Origin of the sequence: Ferroplasma sp., assembly GCF_031200575.1 — an archaeon.
In the GTDB taxonomy this organism is placed as follows: domain Archaea; phylum Thermoplasmatota; class Thermoplasmata; order Thermoplasmatales; family Thermoplasmataceae; genus Ferroplasma.
In genome coordinates this window covers 1,401,607-1,421,479 of sequence record NZ_CP133597.1, presented here as the reverse complement: position 1 = coordinate 1,421,479, position 19,873 = coordinate 1,401,607, and the positions used below count along the sequence as shown (strand labels likewise).

Genomic DNA, 19,873 nt, shown 5'->3' with positions numbered 1-19,873 from the left:
CATTACCGAGATTTTCAGAACGTGTACCATATTTTGCGTATTTATAAAGGGTACCTCTTATTGAACATCTCTTTAATCTCATCATTGCATTTATAGCATCTCTCATCTTCCTGAATGCATGCTTTGAATTGAACTCTATGGATTTCAAATAGAACATCTTCATTGCAGAGCCCCCATCAGGGAATGATGATATTACCTTTACCCTCCTTCTTATCTCACCATTCAATCTCTCTATCTCATTTGTAGATTTAAATGAATTCCTTATTTTAGAGGTATAAATATAGAATCTCAATAACTGACCGAGCTTTTTCTCAGTATTGTATATTACATTTGGATGCCTATTCTCCCATTTATCCTTAATTTCATTGAATCTTGCTATTGCCTCCTGCTTATTGCTGCATTTAAACATTTTATTTGCATCTTCTATTATTTCCATATCCTTTTCCTTTACCTTGGATTTCAATCCCCTGGAATAGTGTATTGTGCACAGCTGGAAATCACTTCCCGGGTATATCTTCATTATATCCTCATCTAAATCTGTAATTCCATCTGCTATGAATAACAATGATTCCTTCAATCCCCTTCTGTATAGGTCTTCTAAAACGTCCTTGTAGTTATTATGTGACTCCTTTATTGTTAAATAGAATCCCAATATCTCATACTCTCCTGATTCCTTAATACCTAATGCAAATATTGCAGGATCCTTGTCTACTGTTTCCCTCCTTAAGTAGAAGAACAATCCATCGAACATTACAGCTATGTAATTTTTGTCAAGCTTCCTGTTGACAAACTTATTTACCTCTTCCAGTGTTAAGTCTGTTATTCTGGATATTGATCATGGAGAGTACCTGTTATTGAATATATCCTTCAATATAGCTGATATCCTCCCTGTGGATACTCCATTTGAGTACATTGATGTTATCAGTTCCTCAAGGCCTACCCTGTTATTATCTATTACTGCACTGTGGAATGTATTATCCCTGTTCCTTGGCACTGATAATTCCTTTAATTCACCGTGTTTGGTCTTTAAATTCCTTTTATAGAAGCAATTCTTTATTCCTGGATTCTCCTCTAAATATTGGTCATGCTCTATTCTCATAAGTGCTTCCAGCTTTTCTTTAACTGTCTGTTCTATTATATCTTCTACATTCGATATGTTTATATTGTCATATTCAATATTTTATTACCTCCTTTTTGTTCAAAAGAGGTATTTCTCCCTGTTATTTAATGATCATTTCATTATTAACAGGGGGTTTATATTTACACAAAATATGGTACACAACCAACTAAATATTTATATATATTTAACTGATAGTACAGTTGATGATGTTTGATTGCTTATAAAAATTATAGTGAATTTTTTAAATCAATAACTGAATTCTCTCCATATCCATTTCAGATTCGATATTCTGAAGATGATTACACTATACTGAATGCATTTACAGGTTCTGGAAAAACAGAAACTGTTTTGTTAGATTGGTTATGGAAAATATATTCTCATAAGGAGAATACTCAGAAACGTTTAGTCTACTGTTTACCTATGAGAACTTTAGTAGAGCAAACGTATAAACGAGCTAAGAAATATATAAATAAATTTAATGAGATATCAGAATCCACCATTAGAATATATTTACTGGAAGGTGGAGAAGATAATACTTTATGGGACATATACCCTGAAGATTTCATTGTGTTAGTTGGAACTCAGGACATATTGCTTTCAAGGGCATTAAATAGAGGATATGGTGCAAATAAGTTTAGGTGGCCGATGGACTTTGGCTTACTTAATAACGACAGCTTCTGGGTATTCGATGAGATACAATTAATGGGTGATGCCCTAAAAACTGGCACACAACTGCAGGGTTTTAGAAATATAATCGGGGTATTCGGCTCTACCAAATCCTTATGGATGAGTGCCAGTTTATCTCCAGATTCTATCTCAAGCGTTGATTTCAAGGATGAACATAAAATTCTTGAAATATCTAAAGCTGACCTTGCCGATAAAACTTTAAACAAAATATATAGGGCAAACAAGCATATCCAATTCCCAGATGTAAAAGACGCATGTATAGAGGATATGGACAAATTAAGCAAGTTTGTATTAGAAAATCATAAAGGTAACTCCATTGTTATTTTAAACACAGTTAGTAAGTCAATAAATCTATTCTGTTCTCTATCAAAATTGAAAAAACAAATCGACAATCATGCAGAGATTATTTTATTGCATTCGCATTTTAGACGTCCTGATAGGGATGTCTTAGCTGAGAAAATATTGGAGAAAAGCAATAGTCGGATTATCATATCAACACAAGTTATTGAGGCGGGAATAGATATTTCAAGTAGTTCCCTTTTTACTGAAATAGCGCCACTCTCATCAATTATACAGAGATCCGGACGTTGCAATAGGTATGGTGAATTTGAAGAATCCACGATATATGTTATTAATACAAGAGATATGGTGCATTATAAGCCAGAGCCATATGAAAAGGATGAAATAATCAATAGCTATAAAATTTTAAAGGATATCGATTCTGGTTCTGTTATAAATGAGGAATTTAGCTCAATAAAACAACTGGACGATATAAAAACAAATTTTGTGATTAGAAAAAAAGACTTACTGGACCTGTATAATACAGATCCGGGGTTATTGGGTGATGATATTGATATTTCAAGATTCGTTAGAAGCGGTACAGACATAAATGCATATCTGTTCTGGCGTAATTTCGAAGACCCAAACATGGAAGATTTACCGCAGAGGGATGAGCTTTGTCCAGTTCCGGTTTTAGAGCTGGAAATTGCTAAAAAAATTAAGGATGTATATACATATTCATGGGTGCTTGGAAAATGGGTTTTGGTGAAAACAGATCGTATCATTCCAGGTAATTTTTATATGATACATTCCAGTTCAGGATTTTATAGTAAAGATATTGGATGGGATATGAAATCTAAAAATGATGTAATGCCTCTAATGAAAATAAAATGTAAGTCAAATAATAATAGGACATCATATGAAGACAATAATTCTTCTGTGAATCAGTGGAAATCAATAAAAGAGCATAGTTTTGAAGTCTATCAAAAAGTTAAGAAAATAATGTCCAACATACCATATATTCAGACTTACCAGGGCGAAATTGAGGAGGCTGCTAAATGGCACGATGTTGGTAAAGCACATGAGGTTTTTCAGGAAATAATAAATCAGAATGATGCGCCTTCCAGCATAAAAAACCATATTGCTAAGGCCCCTAAAAATGAGTGGATAGGTAAATATGAACGAAAATATTTCAGGCACGAACTCGTTTCCGGTTTGGCAGCATTAGAAAATGGTAAAAACGACCTTGTTGCATATCTCGTTGTTGCCCATCATGGCAAGGTAAGAAATTCTATACGTGCAATACCAGATGAAAAAGTTCCACGGGATAGCAATAAAAAATTTGCGCGGGGTGTATGGGATGGCGATAAAATAAAATCTTTTGAATTTTTTAATGGTGAGATCATGAATGATACAACTTTAAAATTATCATACATGGAACTGGGTGAAACTCAAACAGGAGAAAGCTGGGACTATAGAATACTAGAACTCTCTTCAAAAATTGGTATTTTCAAACTGGGATTGATGGAGAATATTCTCCGTTCTGCTGATCAAAGGGCGAGTGGGGGCTTACCATGAAGCTATATTTAGACAACTGCAACCTAGAGCCAATGAGCTCATATATGAAAAGCCTAGGTATATTCAGATTATTATCTGAGCAGAAGTGTGAAGATATAAAGGGATATTGGGAAAACAATAGATTTGTTCTAGACTCCAATATAACAAAAGAGGAAATTATAAAATTCTTTTTAGAAGAATATGTCCCATCATCAGTGATGTCACCATGGAACAGAGGAAATTTTCTATACTTACATAAACAACACCCTAAAAAGAAGGGAGATATATACTCGACAATAATGTCTCAACAATCTCAAAGGTTCAACAAAATAAAATTGGATATTGATAACGTTTATAAAACAAGGGCTTTTTCTTACAGAACAGAAAGAGTTTCAGATTTTTACAATAGATTTCGTGGGGAAATTCAAAATAAAAGCCGCAAAGAGAAAGAGAAACTGACAGTTATTCTTAATAGAATAAATAAAAATTTAAACAATGATGAGAAAATAGTGGATCTTTACACATATGATAAAGATATAAAGGAATGTGTTGATGTATATGAAAAGAAGATAATCAAGACTAGTGAGATTATAGCAGAAGCAAGGGGGACTATGAGTGACAACTTTGTTGAATGGCTTGATACATGTTTGGTTCTAGATACAAACCTTGATAAAATTACAGCTCCTTTATTGGGTACTGGAGGCAATGAAGGCGATCTTGAATACAGTACGAAATTTATGCAATATATCATAATGATGCTAATAAAAATGGAAAATTCCCAAGAACTACTGGAATCCGCCATTTTTGGAACCTCTACTGATAAACTTAAAAATGAAAAAATAGGAAAGTTCTATCCTGGGAGGTCTGGCGGATACAATCAGGGAAATAGTATAGAGAATAAAGATTTTGATATTAACCCATGGGATTTTATCCTTTTAATAGAAGGGCTATTCCTGTGGTCAAATTCTATTAGTAGGAAAAATTCTATCAATGCCAGAAGCTACATGCTTTCTCCATTCAGCGTTAAATTGTTCCCAGCAGGATATTCTTCATCTCAAATACCTGATAACAAATCTTCAGAAACCTGGTTGCCTGTATGGAATCGCCCAACCCATTTAGTTGAATTAAAGTCACTATTCTCCTATGGAAGGGTGGTATACAATGGTTTGTATGCAAAAACTGGATTAGAATTTCTTGAAGCTGTAAAATCTCTTGGTGTGGACAAAGGCATTACTGGTTTTGTTCGATATGTAACACATCAGAGAAAGGGTCAGGGTAATTTCCTTTCAATTCCAGTTTCAAATATATTTGTAGGATATGACCCTAAAGTATTACGGCTAAACAAAATCAACAGAATGATCCAGAAATTCATCCGTGCAAAACTGACTAATATTCCAGAATCACATAAGCAACTTCTAAATTCAATAAATAATGCAGTTTTCAATTTTGCTGCCTACACATCCCCTTATAATGCGCAAAGAATTATTTCAGTCTTAGGAAAAATGGAAATATACGCATCTATCCATAGAAAAGAATATGCTCCGCTTGGACAATTACAGGCTGACTGGATAGACTATTCAAACGATAACAGTCCAGAATTTAGGATAGCGCTATCAATTGCCTCCATTAGAGGGGATGTTGGAAACATAAGAGAACAGCTTGAACCTGTTAACAAAAAGTATAATGGCTGGGTTGACTCTACATGGGTTACTTCATGGATTGGAAATGACCTCCCAAATAAGATGGCAAATTTGATCTACCGTAGACTAATAAAAGCTACTCAGGATGGATTAAAAACAATTCCTTTAGATAGCGTATTCGGGGCAACTATGCAGGATATATCCATGTTTATTGATGGCAATTTAGACGAAAACAAAATTGAAAATTTAATTCTAGGATTATCTATGATCAACTGGGAAAATCAGCAGAAAATACATCTAATATATATGAGATACGAAGGAAACCTTAGAAGGTCAGACTATCCTGTTAATATTAAATATGCTATTTTAAAATCGGTAATGATGCCGGGCAAAAAAGATACTGAGACCGTAATAGAATCGAGAATAATACCATTATTGAAGTCAAACAGGATTAGAGATGCTGCAAACATAGCCCAAAAAAGACTGCTTGTGAATAAAAACCTTTATTCAAATATATCGGTTGCTGATGGTAACTGTGGAATCAGACTCGCTGCCGCATTGCTTATACCACTTAGCAAACATGAAAATCTACTAGAGACCGTATTTGGGCAAAAGTTGCTAGAAAAGGAGATGATAAGAAATGAATAGTATTGAAAATACAATAGAAAACGTAAAAAAAGAGAATAGATTGTTACTGGAAATACCACTGGAACCATTACAGGGTAGTTTTTTTCAACCTACCGGTTTTCCTGAAATAGGTGCAGCAACTTATGAAAGACCTGATGGTACAAGAATGCTGGTTGTTGAAAGTGCTCAGTCTATGGCAAACCACTTTGAAAAAACAATAATAAAGGAAAACACCCCTGATCTAATAGATGAGTTCAATGGTCTTTCTTATATAAAGATAGACTTACAAGATAAAAATAAAACACACATGGCCGCTATAAGTTCACTCACCGAAGCCCATAGGATTAATTCTCCATATATTATTTCTGATAAGGGCTTTGTAGAGAAATTAAGAAAGGAGGCCGGTTATGCTAGTCTCGCTTATCCTGATTATAAAAAGATTGGATACGCATTTTACCATTTTGATATAAATTCATTGATTCATGGAGCATTTATGTCTAATGTTGGCGGAACGTTCCGGGTTCCCAGGGCTCTCAGTTCATATATAGTGGGTGAGGATATTAAAGAAGTAACATACGGTGGTGTAAAATTTTCCACAGTAGATGCTGGTGGAAAATATATGGTGGATAAAGGAATTTCCGATAAGTCAGCATATTCCAATATACCATATTCAAAGACAGATTACACAGCTAAACGTATAACTGCATATGTCAACCTTGATATAAGCCTAATTAAAAGCTATGATTTGGGCGAGGATCCAACAAATCTACTAATTGCACTTTCTCTATACAAAATAAGAGATCTATTTGCCGGAGAACTCAAATTACGGACAGCATGCGATTTAAAGGTTATTGATTCTTATTCTCTGGATAATCTACCCAAAAAAACTGAATTGATATCCTATATAAAAGAATTAATACAAAGGTGTAAAACAAATATGGTAGTTACACAGATAACTGCACAATTAAAAGAAAATAAGAAAAATGATAACAATGATAACAATAAGGAAGAAAAAAGTTCCATTGAAGATGCAAATAATGAGGAGTGATATCATACGGTAACAATCTCAATACGTTTTATCACAGGCGAATATCATGCAACCCCATATGATAGGAATGTAAATGAGGGATCTATCGAGTATCCACCATCTCCTTATAGACTATTGAGAGCATTTATAGATACATGGAAAAGAAAATTAACTTACTGTAACAGTAATGTAGTGATTAGCATTCTTACAAAACTGAGTCAGCTGCCAAGATTTTACCTTCCAAATATTTCTTACTGCAGTGTACCGTATTATTTAAAAACCAATAGTAGCAGTACTTTAATTTATGATTCCTTTGCAGCTATTCTTCCTCATGAAAAAATATATGTTGTATGGGATTGTATTTTCACTGAACCTGAAAAAGAGATGTTTAATAAAATTATCAGTAATGTAAATTATTTGGGGAGAAGTGAATCACTCATTGAAATGCGCCTTGAAGATAAAACAAAGCCAATTAATTGTTTTCCGGTAAATGAAATAACTAATACACATACTATAAGAGTTGCTGTCCCGGAGTTGTATAACGGAACAAAAACTCAAGGTCAATGGATACAAGACTTGGGGATTTCTACTGAAATAGTTTTAAAAAAACATCTAAATAATCCACCTGCCCTGAAATTTGTTTATTATCAATTACCGGAAAATAGTGTGCATGTGCAATATAAAAGCAAACAATTATCTAATATGGGGCGAAAATTTGGTGTAATATACGAACTAAACTCTTCCGTGCTTCCTTTAATTACCGAATCGATTATAATTGCTGAGAGATTCCACAAAAAACTACTTGGTATTTATAAGAAAAAATATAAGAAAATCTCACCAACCCTTTCTGGAATAGAAGCAGATAGTTCCATAATGAAAGGACATAAACATATTTTCATTTCCACTCTGGATATTAATGGAGATGGGAGGATAGATCATATAATGGTTAAATCGTCGACAGCACTCACACTTGAAGAAAGATATGCTCTTAACATTATGAAAAGTATGTATCAGGATAATGGAAAACCTGATATTCAGATGTTTCCAGTTGAATGGCTCAATGACATGACTAGCACGTTGTTTCCTAAAAGCAAAACATATGTCAGTCAGACTCCGTTTATCCTGAACAAGCACTACAGAAAGGGCAGAGGTGATTATTTTGAATGGTTAAAAAAACAGGTAATTGAGGAGCTCTGTTATATAGGATTGCCAGCTCCCATAGAAATACTACCAATAAAAGAAACTACAGGGCAGCAAAGATTTCTATGGCTTGATTTTTATCGAAGTAGAAAAAATGAGGCACCAGGCAGGGGATATGGATTCAGATTACTTTTTAACAGTGAAATTTCAATGCCATTTAACATAGGTCGTTTCTCACATTTCGGAATGGGCTCATTTATACCAGATGATTAAATTGGATGATATTTTTATTCCTTTGAGAATGTTAAACGAATTCGTTTATTGCCCAAGATTGTTCTGGTTGGAATTTGTGGAGAATCAGTTCACAGATTCTGAAGATACAATAAGAGGCAGATTCATTCACAGAAATGTTGACAAACCAAAACCCTTAACTGAAGAAATAGAAAATAAAGGAAAGGCCAGGTCAGTATTCCTCCAGAGTGAAAAATATGGACTTTCTGGGAAGTTAGATTTACTAGAGCTGGAAAATGGTTCTTTTTATCCTGTAGAATATAAAAGTGGAGGTATGAATATTGATGGGTCTGCATGGGATACTGATTTGTACCAAATTGCGGCTCAAGCCCTTTTATTAAGAGATAATGGCTATGAATGCCACAAAGGATACATATACTATGACAAGAACAGAAAGAGGTTGGAGATAATAATTTCCGAAGAACTGTTGGAATCTACACTTTTAAAAATAGCTGAGATAAGGAAATTACTAGATCAGGATGTAATACCGAAACCTCTGGAAGATAGCCCTAAATGCATTCGTTGCTCTCTTGCTGCTATATGCCTACCAGATGAGACAAAGTATCTCTCAATGGGTTATTTTGTTGACCTTAGACGACTCTATCCGGCTAGAGATAATACATATCCAATGTATGTGAGAGAGCAGGGGGCTACTATCGGAAAGAAAAACAATCAATTAATAGTAAGAGGAAAGGAAACTAGTTCTACAGTAAGTCTAATAGACATTTCAAGCCTATCTATATTTGGAAATATACAAATTACTACTCAAGCATTACATGAATTATTGCAACGAAATATCCCTATATGCTATTTTAGCCTTTCTGGATGGTTCTATGGGGTAACAGCCGGTAATTACAATAAAAATGGTGAGTTACGTGTTGCCCAGTATAAAACATCTATAGATTTTAAAAAATCTCTTTCTATATCAAAAGCTATAGTTGCTGGGAAAATTAAAAATTCAAGAACATTGCTTAGAAGAAATGGAAAAACCGATAATAAAACTGCACTCAAAGAACTTCAGAATCTTATAGGAAAGACAGCCATGGTGGAAACGTTTCAGGAACTACTTGGAATGGAAGGAAGTGCTGCTAGAATATATTTTGGAAAGTTCTCAACAATGTTGAAGCGGCCTCTCGGATACAATTTCGAAAATAGAAATCGTAGACCTCCTTTAGATCCAGTTAATGCTTTGCTTTCTTACATATATTCTTTATTAGTCAAAGATGTATTGGTTTCCCTTACCATAGTGGGCCTCGATCCCTATGTTGGGTTTTTTCACAGAATGAAGTACGGAAAGCCAGCCCTTGCCCTAGATCTTATGGAAGAATACAGAGCTATTGTAGGAGATTCGGTTGTGCTAGGTCTTATTAATAATTCAATTATTAAGGAATCGGATTTTATAAGTTCAGGGAAAGCCGTTGCTATTGAAGAAAATGCCAGAAAAAAAGTCATTCAATACTATGAGAATAGAATGGATACATTAATACGTCATCCAATATTTGGATATACAGTGAGCTATAGAAGAACAATAGAAGTGCAGGCAAGGCTATTATCAAGGTATGTGAATGGGGAAATAAATGACTATATACCTCTAACAACACGGTGATCTATAATGAGAAATAATTATATTGTTACCTATGATATCTCAGAACCAAAAAGACTTCGTAATGTCTATAATTTAATGCGTGGGTATGGCAATTCATTACAATATTCTGTATTTTCGTGCGAACTTTCAGGTAAAGAGAAAATGATAATGATTACAGAACTGTACGAAATTATAAAACCATCAGAAGATAGTATTTTGATTATAGACATAGGAAGCAAGAAAAAACACAGCAAAATTGAAACTTTGGGAATAAAAAAAACACAAAAAGAGAGAAAATCAATAATACTGTGAATGGTGAGTATAGAAAAACTCTCCGTGATAGCAGGAGGATTAGGCCCCTATACTTATCAATAATATCAAGTCTATCGAGAGCTCAGGTTCCTTAAGGTTAACCACTGAACACTCGAATCTTTCTATTTGCAGGGTAATTTATTTCTTATCTATTTCTTTTACATAACATTTTTAGGTAATTGTAGATTTATTTTTTAATACTCGAAGAGTTAAACCTATATATGACTTAAAAATTAATATATTCAATGTTTACCTGAGGTAATCTAAATAGAATGGTTCAAATATCTGTTTCCATGATAGAAATATTATGGCTCCATTGAAGCGACATGTACCTTACCCTCCTTACTGCCCTTTCAGTAGGTTTCCATGATAGAAATATTATGGCTCCATTGAAGCACAGCAGGGAGTGTTAATCCCACACATGCAAATGAGAGTTTCCATGATAGAAATATTATGGCTCCATTGAAGCATCTGTAAGCGAGATTAAAACAATTTTCCTCCTATCTATGTTTCCATGATAGAAATATTATGGCTCCATTGAAGCATGAACTGGACGGCATAGGACGGATTGGTTATATATAGTTTCCATGATAGAAATATTATGGCTCCATTGAAGCGGTAATTCAACATCGCCGAATGCGTTTGATTTTCTTAAGTTTCCATGATAGAAATATTATGGCTCCATTGAAGCTTTGCGGTCCCATAGAAGGGAAAAGCAGCTTGTAAGAGTTTCCATGATAGAAATATTATGGCTCCATTGAAGCATAAGAAAGAATTTTGCCTCTTCAATTATAGGGGAAAGTTTCCATGATAGAAATATTATGGCTCCATTGAAGCATCCGCAAAAGAAAGAAATGGGATACTGGCTGGCAGGTTTCCATGATAGAAATATTATGGCTCCATTGAAGCTATTTTCCTGGATATTCCAGAGGTGAGTATTATTATCTAGTTTCCATGATAGAAATATTATGGCTCCATTGAAGCTCAAAAGCATTTTATCATATTTCAAAATATTATGAGAGTTTCCATGATAGAAATATTATGGCTCCATTGAAGCAGATTGTGGTGCGAGGCTGACAACTCATTTGACTGCTGGGTTTCCATGATAGACATATTATGGCTCTCTTTAAGATATTTAACTTTAACTCATTCTACAAACATATTCACACATTTTCCCATTTCTATTATACTCATTTTAAATCGTTATTATATGATAGATTATAACGAAAAGCCCATATTAATATTTTACGAAACTACAAAGGCATGCGGTTTAGCATGCCGCCACTGCAGGGCATCCGCACTAGAGCACCCTCTGCCAGATGAGCTTTCAGATATTGATTCAATATCATTTGTCAAATCAATCACTGAATTCGGAAAGCCCTATCCCGTATTGATTCTAACCGGTGGAGACATGATGAGAAAACGTAACATTGATAATATAATAGAAACCTGTGAACAGTATGGAATACCAGTATCCATAAGCCCGGCTGCAACAGATCTTCTTACGCCGGAAAGAGTTGATTATTTCAGGGAACATCATGTCCTGTCTGCATCCCTATCCCTGGACGGCAACATGGAAATTCATGACTGGCTCCGTGGCCCCGGTGTCTATGAAAAAACCATGGAAAAAATAAAGCTTCTCAATGAAAAGCACATGAAACTCCAGATAAATTCTGTTGTCATGAGAAAAAACATCCGCCAGCTTCCCGGGCTCCTCAAGCTGCTCCTGGATAACAATGTGAAAACATGGGAGGTATTCTTCCTCATCCAGACAGGAAGGGCAATAGATTCAGAGGATCTCACACCTCAGGAATTTGAGGATATTAACCACTGGCTTGTCTTCGCAATGAATTACGGCATGGTAATCAGGACTGTGGAGTCACCCATATTCAGGAGATGCGTGGACGAAGGTTACGATAACTACTCCGGAGAACTCTACTATCACCTCGTTGATGAAACCATAGACCTTTTATGGCTTCCAGACAGAAAGAATGTACCACCAAGAGTCTCAAATACAAGGGATGGTAAGGGCATAATTTTTGTGGGCCATAACGGAGATGTGTATCCAAGCGGCTTCGTCCCGTATAAGCTAGGAAACGTAAGGGAGAAAAGCATAGCGGATATCTACCGGAACAGCTATATCCTGATAAAACTAAGGGACAGCAAAAACTTCGGGGGCGCCTGCGGTACATGCAACTGGTCCGATTCCTGCGGCGGTTCCAGATCACGTGCCTATGCCCACTATGGAGATTTATTCGCCCCAGACCCAGCCTGCATGTATTCCCTGGCCCCAGGGCAATAATTCAGTACATTGCCTCATCCAGGCTGTACACCACCACCGGAATTTTAAGCCTTGACCTCAAAGAATTTCTTATGTTTTCATATTCTTTTACAGCAATTTCCCTGTTGTCCTTTATCCCGTTAGCCAGAAGAACCTCATGGAAATTTCCATATTCCTTTACAGGCGAAATGTATACCATATCTCCCTTAGAGTATTCCATGGACCCAAGGAAATCAACTGTGCTCTCTACATGTTCTTCCCCGAAGCCGGACATAACAATAAGTCCCACATTTATCCCGGCCTCCTTGATTTTCTCTATGAATTCTCTTGCAATGTCCAGTTCCATTTTTTTATTCAGCATTCTTAAAATATCAGGGTTTCCACTCTCTATCCCGATATATATCCTTTTCATGCCCAGTTTATGCAATCTTTCAAAATCAGTGTTTTTTAATGGTGTTGTAAATGCATCTGAAAATGCATAGAATGGCATCCTGAACTCTTTGCCCAGGTATAGCAAAACCTCATCTAATTCAGAAAAATTCATGCTCACTGCATTTGCATCGCCCAGGAATATGCCGTTCATTGCCGGCATGGAATTCCTGAAAAATGACTTCAATGCATCCACTTCCTCCTTTATCTTTTCAATCTTTAATGGCATGTACTTTCTATCCTTATAGAGATTGCAGAAAGAGCATTTATTCCAGGGGCATCCCTCAGAAATTTTAATATAAAGCGAAAAGTACCTGTCAGGGGGGACAATAGGAATTTTCCCACCGTATATTTCCCTGAGCATTTTTCCCCTGGTTTCCAGAAAGCTATAATCTTTTACATATCTTTTTAATGAGGGATACTGCATGGAAGTGGCTTCCACATCCCGGTAGAACGCTGATGCTATGCCAGCTTTTTCCTCTTCCTCCAGGAGCCTGGCGCTCCTCCTGCCACCTATATACCTCAATTCAATAATATCATTCATCCTGGTTCGTCTGTATGTCCTGTCAGAAAGCGAGTAATAAACCATATCAGAATCCATATTCAGGGAAAGCCTCCTCTCCCCGATTTCGATCTTTACAAGCCCATTTCCTTCCTCAGCAAACATTTGGATCACAGCTCATATTTATTCCCATAATTTCTTGGTGTTATCATGTATTTTCCATACCTATATGTCATGGAATTCCCGATTATTACAATTGTAACCATATCCATCTTAATATCCAGGAATTTATCCAGAGTTGATATATGCACCTCCTGCCCATCCCTGTAGGCGTTCCTTACTATACCAACAGGAGTATTCATATTGCGGTATTCCAGCATGATTTCCCTGGCTTTCTTTATTAATTCTGTTCTTTTAGAACTTACCGGATTGTACAGTGCGGTTACAAAATCTCCCTCCGCTGCTGCCCTGATTCTTTTTATTATGTCCCTTTCCTCTGTGAGCCTGTCACTCAAGCTTATGGAGCAGAAATCGTTCATGAACGGTACCCCTAAGAGGGAACCTGCTGAGTTCAGTGCAGTAATTCCAGGTATTATCTCTATGTCTATATCATAATTATGTGCAGCTACCAACTCAATGACTATGCCTGCCATGCCGTATATGCCTGAATCACCACTTGATATAATTGAAACTGTTTTTCCAGATAATACATATTCTATGGCCTTTTTTGCCCTTTCCAGCTCCTCCGTTACCGGCCCGGCTTCCAGTGATTTATTTTTTATTGCCGGCCTTATCAGTTTTATATATTTTTCATAGCCCATTATTATATCGGAATTTTCAAGTACCTTAATCGCTTCCGGGGTAATCAGGTCATAGTTTCCGGGACCTGTGCCAACAACACAAAGTTTGGACATATAGCATAATAAAATTAGATATTATATTACTTTCTCTATTCCACTGCAATCAAATTCTTTTCAAAGCTGTGTGCTGCAGAAATTATGGCACTATCACTGCCCATTTCGGACATGACAGTTGCTGGTGGATAAGGTTGATATGTGTTTGTAGAGGGACTATCTGTCCAGGTACCAGAACCCAGAGTGCCGGTAGGATTGTACATAAAGGAATTTAATATATATGCCCCGTGGGGGCCAGTAATTATAAAGGTTGTCTCAAGATGGCCTTTATAAGTTATATCCGAAGCGTATCTGTTAAACATTTTTGCAACTCCAGCCGGATACGTGGAGTTTATCAGCGAGAGGCCGTATGATTCCAGTGTCTCATTTATTGGAGCATTATTAACCGTACCTGTCATTGTCTGGTTATACATATATAGGGGATAAAATGTTGCCATCTTTCCATGATACTGGAAGCTAAAGCTTCCATTAAAGAGTAACCCCGGTTGTCCCTCCGTGCCTGCAGCATTTGCATAAATATCCTTATTATATGCTTCATGCTCTTCCACATGGCTGTATATGTTTGTGGTGCTATTCATTGCATAGTATAGCGCCCACGAATCTGTTGCCCCGATTGGGCAGCCGTACCACGAAATAAAATAAATTCCTGTACTCCCATTAGAAAGCAGATCATGATCAGATACCTTGTAATATTTATCCGCTGTAATTGTTGCTGGTGGAGAAAAAAAAGGATTGGTAATTGCTATAACCACAAGAATGACTATTACAATAGCAGCTATAATACCTAAAATAAACTGCTTTTTTTTCCAGAATTCCTGCCTGGGCTTTAAAGAGCGCCGGCCGGGTACTGTAGCTGCCCTGTTTTCTCCTTTCTTTATACTCTTCTTATTCGCCAATGACTAAATAAATTATTTTCCATATATATATTTATTGCTTTGGGAGTAATTCTATACTTTTACGTAAATCTTTTTTCCTGTATAACCGGTAAAAATATAATAGGCAAATACAAAACAGGAATTAGGTTAAATTACAGGAAAATAAAAATACTTGGCCTTAGTCAGTAATAGAGAATATCAGCAGGGGCGGCTAGCGGGAAAAAATTAACTATTGTATATGTATAATACATTTACAGGGAGTATAATGAAAATATTAATTACATTATAAATAATAAAATGAAGCAGTAGGTTAAACAGGCAGTGAAACAGATCTGGTTGCCGGCGTTATGATATGTAGCCCCTATCTAACCCTGAAAAAATAAGGAAGCACCTTTTAATGGTTAATAAAACCCATAAAACCGTACATAAATTGGCGGTAAAAAGGAAGATATACAGGTTTGTACGGTATATAAAGAAAATACCAATAGCACGGACCATATGCCTATAGAAGTTCTATCGCTTACCATCTAATATAAGTGGTGTAACAGCACCGATCAATTTTTGACTAATATTATATACATGTAAAGCATAAATTTCTATGAAATATGTGAATTTAGGAAATGCTGGCATAAAAGTATCCACTCTAGGTATAGGAACATGGCATCTGCCTGGTTCCGGCAAATATAATGATCATGGGATTGAATATGTTGATGAGGAAACCTTTTCAAAAATTTTCAAAATGGCTTACGACTCAGGAATAAATTTTTTCGATACTGCAAATATCTACCACGGGAGGGTTGAACATAACGAGGATTGCATTGAATGCACTGGAAATTCTGAGAAAATCCTTGGTAAGATTATTAAGGATTATGAACGTGAGTCACTTGTTATATCAACAAAGGTAAGGGGTCCCATGGCAGGTTATGCAAATTCTTCCGGGTTATCCCGAAAACATATAATGAATCAGATAAAGGAATCATTGAATAGATTGAATGTAGATTATATAGACCTGTATCAATTCCACTGGTCAGATAATGAGGTATCCTTATTGGAAACCCTGAAAACTATGAGCCATATTATCGATATAGATTATGCCCGATATATTGGTATGAGCAATGTTAATGCCAGTGATATAAGTGACTTTATGTACCTATCAGAAATACATAATCTGAACTCCTTCTCGACTATTCAGGAACCATATAATCTATTAAACCGCGGTATAGAGGACAGTAAGCTGATTCCTGCAAAGAAGTACAATCTGGGACTGCTTGCCTATACACCCCTGGATCAGGGCATCCTGGCAGGGAAATATTTAATTAATTATGACAGGAGTTCAAGGATATATTATTATCCCGAACTTAAAACTGAAATAGAAAGAACAGAGAAAAAGGTTAAACAGCTAAAAGAATTGGCTGATGATAAGGGCATCACCCTTTCACAACTTTCCATAGCATGGCTTCTCAAAATGTCGAAAAAGTTGGATGTAAAAATAATTCCATTACTGGGAATAACAAAGCTGCAACACCTTATCGATAATCTGGAAGCCCTAAATGTAAACTTAAAAGATGAGGACATAAAATATATAAACGAGCTCTAATTAGTTAAAGTTGCCTGGAATTCTGGAATATATGTAGAATTAACTATTTTTATTTCAGGGATTAAGTACCACTTTATACATTTATATAGATCATATCATATATTATCCAATGGTTCCTCAGCATATTTAACCTTAAGTTATTCATAGACTTCACCTCTTTCCTTATAAAAAACAATATATTGTTAAACGTAATCATTTAATATGTATATAGAAGAAAATATTGCAGGATTTATAAAAAAACTATCCTATGATAATATTGGCGATGACGTTAAGCATGAGGTCAAGCGGAGGTTCATTGATGCACTGGGAGTTGCATATTCCTCCATGGATTCCCCTGCCGCATCCAGGATAAAGAAGATGATCGGCTTATACCCGGGCAATGCAAAAATAATAGGCATGGGAACATCATCCCCTGATTACTCTGCATTCCTGAATTCCCTATTTATAAGATACATGGACTTCAATGACACATATCTTTCAAAGGAGCCGTTGCATCCCAGCGACATGTTCGGCCCCCTTATATCACTATCCTCAATATTCAATAAGACAGGAAAGGATATCATAACAGCAGCTGCAGCGGGTTACGAGATCGGGACAAGGCTCTGCGATTCCACTTCACTGAGGGCAAAGGGCTATGACCATGTTAATTTTACCGAGATAGCCATGGCTGCAGCCCTGTCAAAGCTGCTGGATTTCAGCGAGGGCCAGATAGTAAATGCCATATCAATAGCGGTTGTGCCCCATGTTGCGCTGAGGCAGCCCCGGGTTGGGGAGCTTACCATGTGGAAGGCAGGTGCTGCTGCAAACAGTGCAAGGAATTCTGTTTTCGGAACACTGGCAACTCTATACGGCTTCACATCTCCGCCGGAGCCGCTGTCCGGAAAGCTGGGATTCAAAAATATAGTTGCACCTGACATGGATTTCTCAAGGCTTGAGGGTAGCAAATCCGATGGAATAATGAGGACCTATGTTAAGAAATATCCTGTGGAATATCATGCCATGGCAGCGGTGGAGGCATCACTGAAGCTTGTTAATGACATAGATATTGACCATGTGGATTCAATCAAAGTTTACACATACGAGGCAGCAGTTTCAATTCTTGCCGATCCTGAGAAATGGCATCCGGAAAACAAGGAAACAGCAGACCACAGCCTTCCATTTATAATTGCATCCACCCTTCTCAATAAGGATTTCTGGGTAAATAATTACAACGATATAAGGAACAAGCAGATAATTTCCATGATGGAAAAGATAAAGGTTACAGAATTAAAGGAATATACTGAACAGTATCCGGAGAAGCTGCCAGTAAGAATCGAGGTTAAATGCCATGGCAAAACCCATGAGAGCACTGTTGAAATTCCCAGGGGCCATTACAAAAACCCCATGACCGACAGGGAGATAGAATCAAAATTTGTAAGGCTTACAGGGATGACTGATTCACTTAAGGACCTCTGGACCATGGAGGGCAGGGAGGTGAGCGAGCTTGTCTAATATCCTGGATAATGATTTTCTCTCAGTTCCCGGGGTGTACAATCCATTTTCTGCCCTCCTGGCAAAGAGGAAGGGTTTCAAAGCAGTTTATCTTTCTGGCGGCGGCCTTACCGCATCTATGGGGCTTCCTGACCTGGGGGTAATAACCCTCACGGAGCTCTCCTCCATGGTAAGGGCCATACATGAGATAACAGATATACCCATAATTGTTGATGCAGATACGGGCTTCGGGGAAACCCTGAATGTATACCGCACAGTAAAACTCCTTGAGGAGGCCGGGGCATCTGCAATCCAGATAGAGGACCAGGTTTCCCCTAAAAGATGCGGGCACCTGAACGGAAAGGAGGTTGTGCCCAGGGACAATATGGTTGAAAAGATCCGGGCTGCTGAGGCTGCAAGGGATAATGCCCTGATAATAGCAAGGACAGATGCAAGGGCTGTAAATGGCATGGAGGATGCACTGGAGCGGGCGAAAACATACGTCATGGAGGGGGCTGATATAGTATTTCCTGAGGCGCTGCTTGACCGTGATGAATTCAGGCATTTTGCAGAAAATACTGATTTTCCACTGCTTGCAAATATGACTGAATTCGGGAAAACCCCCTTCATAAAAGCAGAGGAATTCAGGAAGATGGGGTACCGCATAGTCATATTCCCGGTGACACTCTTCAGGATTGCTGCAAAGGCCATGGATGACGCCCTTGAGGCACTCATGAAGGAAGGAACACAGGAGGGCATAATAAATAATATGATGACAAGAAAGGAACAGTACGAGGTCATAAACTACGATTTTTACCAGAACTTTGACAGCACCATAGCTGATAGGAATTGATCGGGAAAGATAACTTTATAAATATATTATTCTTATTTAAGCCATGAAAATTTCTGATAGCGTTGAAAGGATAGATGGCACCATGGCCAATTCATACTATGTTAACCTTAATGGTGAAAAAATCATTATAGATGCAGGGACGCCTGGATCAGGGAAAAAGATCATTGCCTATCTGGAAAGTAATAGGATAAAGCCGGATGCTGTGCTGGTTACCCATTACCACCCGGACCATACTGGGGGGCTTATGGCACTCCATGCAAAATTCGGCATGGATATTTATGTTCCAGTGGGAGAGGCCGGCATAATATCCGGGATGGAGAGATTTCCACCCAGGCCATTCATGCCAAGGTTTGCCTCAATGGTCATGCATGCAGGGCATGTCAGGGAAATAAAAACCACATCTGAAATTCCCTTTAAGGGGATTGAGCCCCTGAAAACCCCGGGCCATACAAGGGACTCCACCTCCTATATACTATCCGGTGAAAATATCATATTTTCAGGCGACGCGGCTGTTAACCTTAGGGGCAGCCCAGGATATAACAGGGCATTTTCAGCCAGTGGTGAAACTGCAGAGAAATCCCTCAGGGAGATAGAATCACTGCATTACCTGATCCTACCGGGCCATGGAAACCCCATGGATTTCCGGAACAGTGTCTAAGCTTTTATATATTTAACGCATTACAATCC

General features: G+C 37.2%; 14 protein-coding genes, 1 pseudogene and 1 CRISPR repeat array. Of the genes and pseudogenes, 11 read left to right on the top strand and 4 right to left on the bottom strand.

Annotated features, from left to right (window positions below; all coding sequences use genetic code 11):
• Window positions 1-41 precede the first annotated feature (41 nt).
• Window positions 42-1,177: pseudogene (locus tag RE471_RS07570) on the bottom strand (IS256 family transposase).
• Window positions 1,178-1,330: 153 nt separating this feature from the next.
• On the opposite strand from RE471_RS07570, the gene cas3 reads away from it, so the two are divergent.
• From cas3 to RE471_RS07535, 7 genes are all read left to right on the top strand, one after another.
• Window positions 1,331-3,664 (top strand): CRISPR-associated helicase Cas3', encoded by a 2,334-nt coding sequence (gene cas3 / locus RE471_RS07565; protein WP_309214235.1) that lies wholly within the window; start codon window positions 1,331-1,333, stop codon window positions 3,662-3,664.
• Window positions 3,661-5,931, top strand: a complete 2,271-nt coding sequence (gene csx17 / locus RE471_RS07560; protein WP_309214234.1) for a type I-U CRISPR-associated protein Csx17 — start codon at window positions 3,661-3,663, stop codon at window positions 5,929-5,931. Before cas3 ends, csx17 begins: the two co-directional genes overlap by 4 nt.
• Window positions 5,924-6,958 carry a type I-U CRISPR-associated RAMP protein Csb1/Cas7u gene (gene cas7u, locus RE471_RS07555; RefSeq protein WP_309214233.1) on the top strand — a complete coding sequence of 345 codons (1,035 nt, stop codon included), beginning with the start codon at window positions 5,924-5,926 and terminating at the stop codon, window positions 6,956-6,958. Before csx17 ends, cas7u begins: the two co-directional genes overlap by 8 nt.
• 15 nt (window positions 6,959-6,973) lie before the next feature.
• A complete protein-coding gene (gene csb2, locus RE471_RS07550; protein WP_309215753.1) occupies window positions 6,974-8,350 on the top strand; it encodes a type I-U CRISPR-associated protein Csb2 in 1,377 nt (458 codons plus the stop codon).
• Window position 8,351: 1 nt separating this feature from the next.
• Window positions 8,352-9,974: a CRISPR-associated endonuclease Cas1 gene (cas1, locus tag RE471_RS07545; protein ID WP_309214232.1), complete on the top strand. Its 1,623-nt coding sequence runs from the start codon at window positions 8,352-8,354 to the stop codon at window positions 9,972-9,974.
• A 6-nt stretch (window positions 9,975-9,980) separates the two neighbouring features.
• Window positions 9,981-10,265, top strand: a complete 285-nt coding sequence (gene cas2, locus RE471_RS07540) for a CRISPR-associated endonuclease Cas2 (RefSeq protein WP_309214231.1) — start codon at window positions 9,981-9,983, stop codon at window positions 10,263-10,265.
• Between the two features lie 287 nt (window positions 10,266-10,552).
• Window positions 10,553-11,397: a CRISPR direct-repeat array (repeat unit 36 nt; unit sequence GTTTCCATGATAGAAATATTATGGCTCCATTGAAGC).
• A gap of 78 nt (window positions 11,398-11,475) precedes the next feature.
• On the top strand, window positions 11,476-12,567 hold the full coding sequence (locus RE471_RS07535) for a TIGR04053 family radical SAM/SPASM domain-containing protein (protein ID WP_309214229.1): 1,092 nt from the start codon (window positions 11,476-11,478) through the stop codon (window positions 12,565-12,567).
• 1 nt (window position 12,568) lies between these two features.
• Here the strand turns inward: RE471_RS07535 and RE471_RS07530 are convergent, their stop codons facing one another.
• From RE471_RS07530 to RE471_RS07520, 3 genes are read right to left on the bottom strand one after another with little or no spacing between them, the layout of a single operon-like run.
• Window positions 12,569-13,642, bottom strand: a complete 1,074-nt coding sequence (locus tag RE471_RS07530; protein ID WP_309214227.1) for a radical SAM protein — start codon at window positions 13,640-13,642, stop codon at window positions 12,569-12,571.
• 5 nt (window positions 13,643-13,647) lie between these two features.
• On the bottom strand, window positions 13,648-14,391 hold the full coding sequence (cobJ, locus tag RE471_RS07525) for a precorrin-3B C(17)-methyltransferase (RefSeq protein WP_309214226.1): 744 nt from the start codon (window positions 14,389-14,391) through the stop codon (window positions 13,648-13,650).
• Between the two features lie 35 nt (window positions 14,392-14,426).
• Window positions 14,427-15,287, bottom strand: a complete 861-nt coding sequence (locus tag RE471_RS07520) for a DUF929 family protein (protein WP_309214224.1) — start codon at window positions 15,285-15,287, stop codon at window positions 14,427-14,429.
• 577 nt (window positions 15,288-15,864) lie between these two features.
• Between RE471_RS07520 and RE471_RS07515 the strand changes: the two genes are divergently transcribed.
• The 4 genes from RE471_RS07515 (at window position 15,865) to RE471_RS07500 (ending at window position 19,844) form a co-directional block, all read left to right on the top strand.
• Window positions 15,865-16,863 (top strand): aldo/keto reductase, encoded by a 999-nt coding sequence (locus RE471_RS07515; RefSeq protein WP_309214222.1) that lies wholly within the window; start codon window positions 15,865-15,867, stop codon window positions 16,861-16,863.
• Window positions 16,864-17,064: 201 nt separating this feature from the next.
• Window positions 17,065-18,354 (top strand): MmgE/PrpD family protein, encoded by a 1,290-nt coding sequence (locus RE471_RS07510; protein ID WP_309214220.1) that lies wholly within the window; start codon window positions 17,065-17,067, stop codon window positions 18,352-18,354.
• On the top strand, window positions 18,347-19,186 hold the full coding sequence (gene prpB, locus RE471_RS07505; RefSeq protein ID WP_309214218.1) for a methylisocitrate lyase: 840 nt from the start codon (window positions 18,347-18,349) through the stop codon (window positions 19,184-19,186). The genes RE471_RS07510 and prpB overlap by 8 nt, the downstream gene beginning before the upstream one ends.
• Before the next feature lie 43 nt (window positions 19,187-19,229).
• Window positions 19,230-19,844, top strand: a complete 615-nt coding sequence (locus RE471_RS07500) for an MBL fold metallo-hydrolase (RefSeq protein WP_309214217.1) — start codon at window positions 19,230-19,232, stop codon at window positions 19,842-19,844.
• Window positions 19,845-19,873 lie beyond the last annotated feature (29 nt).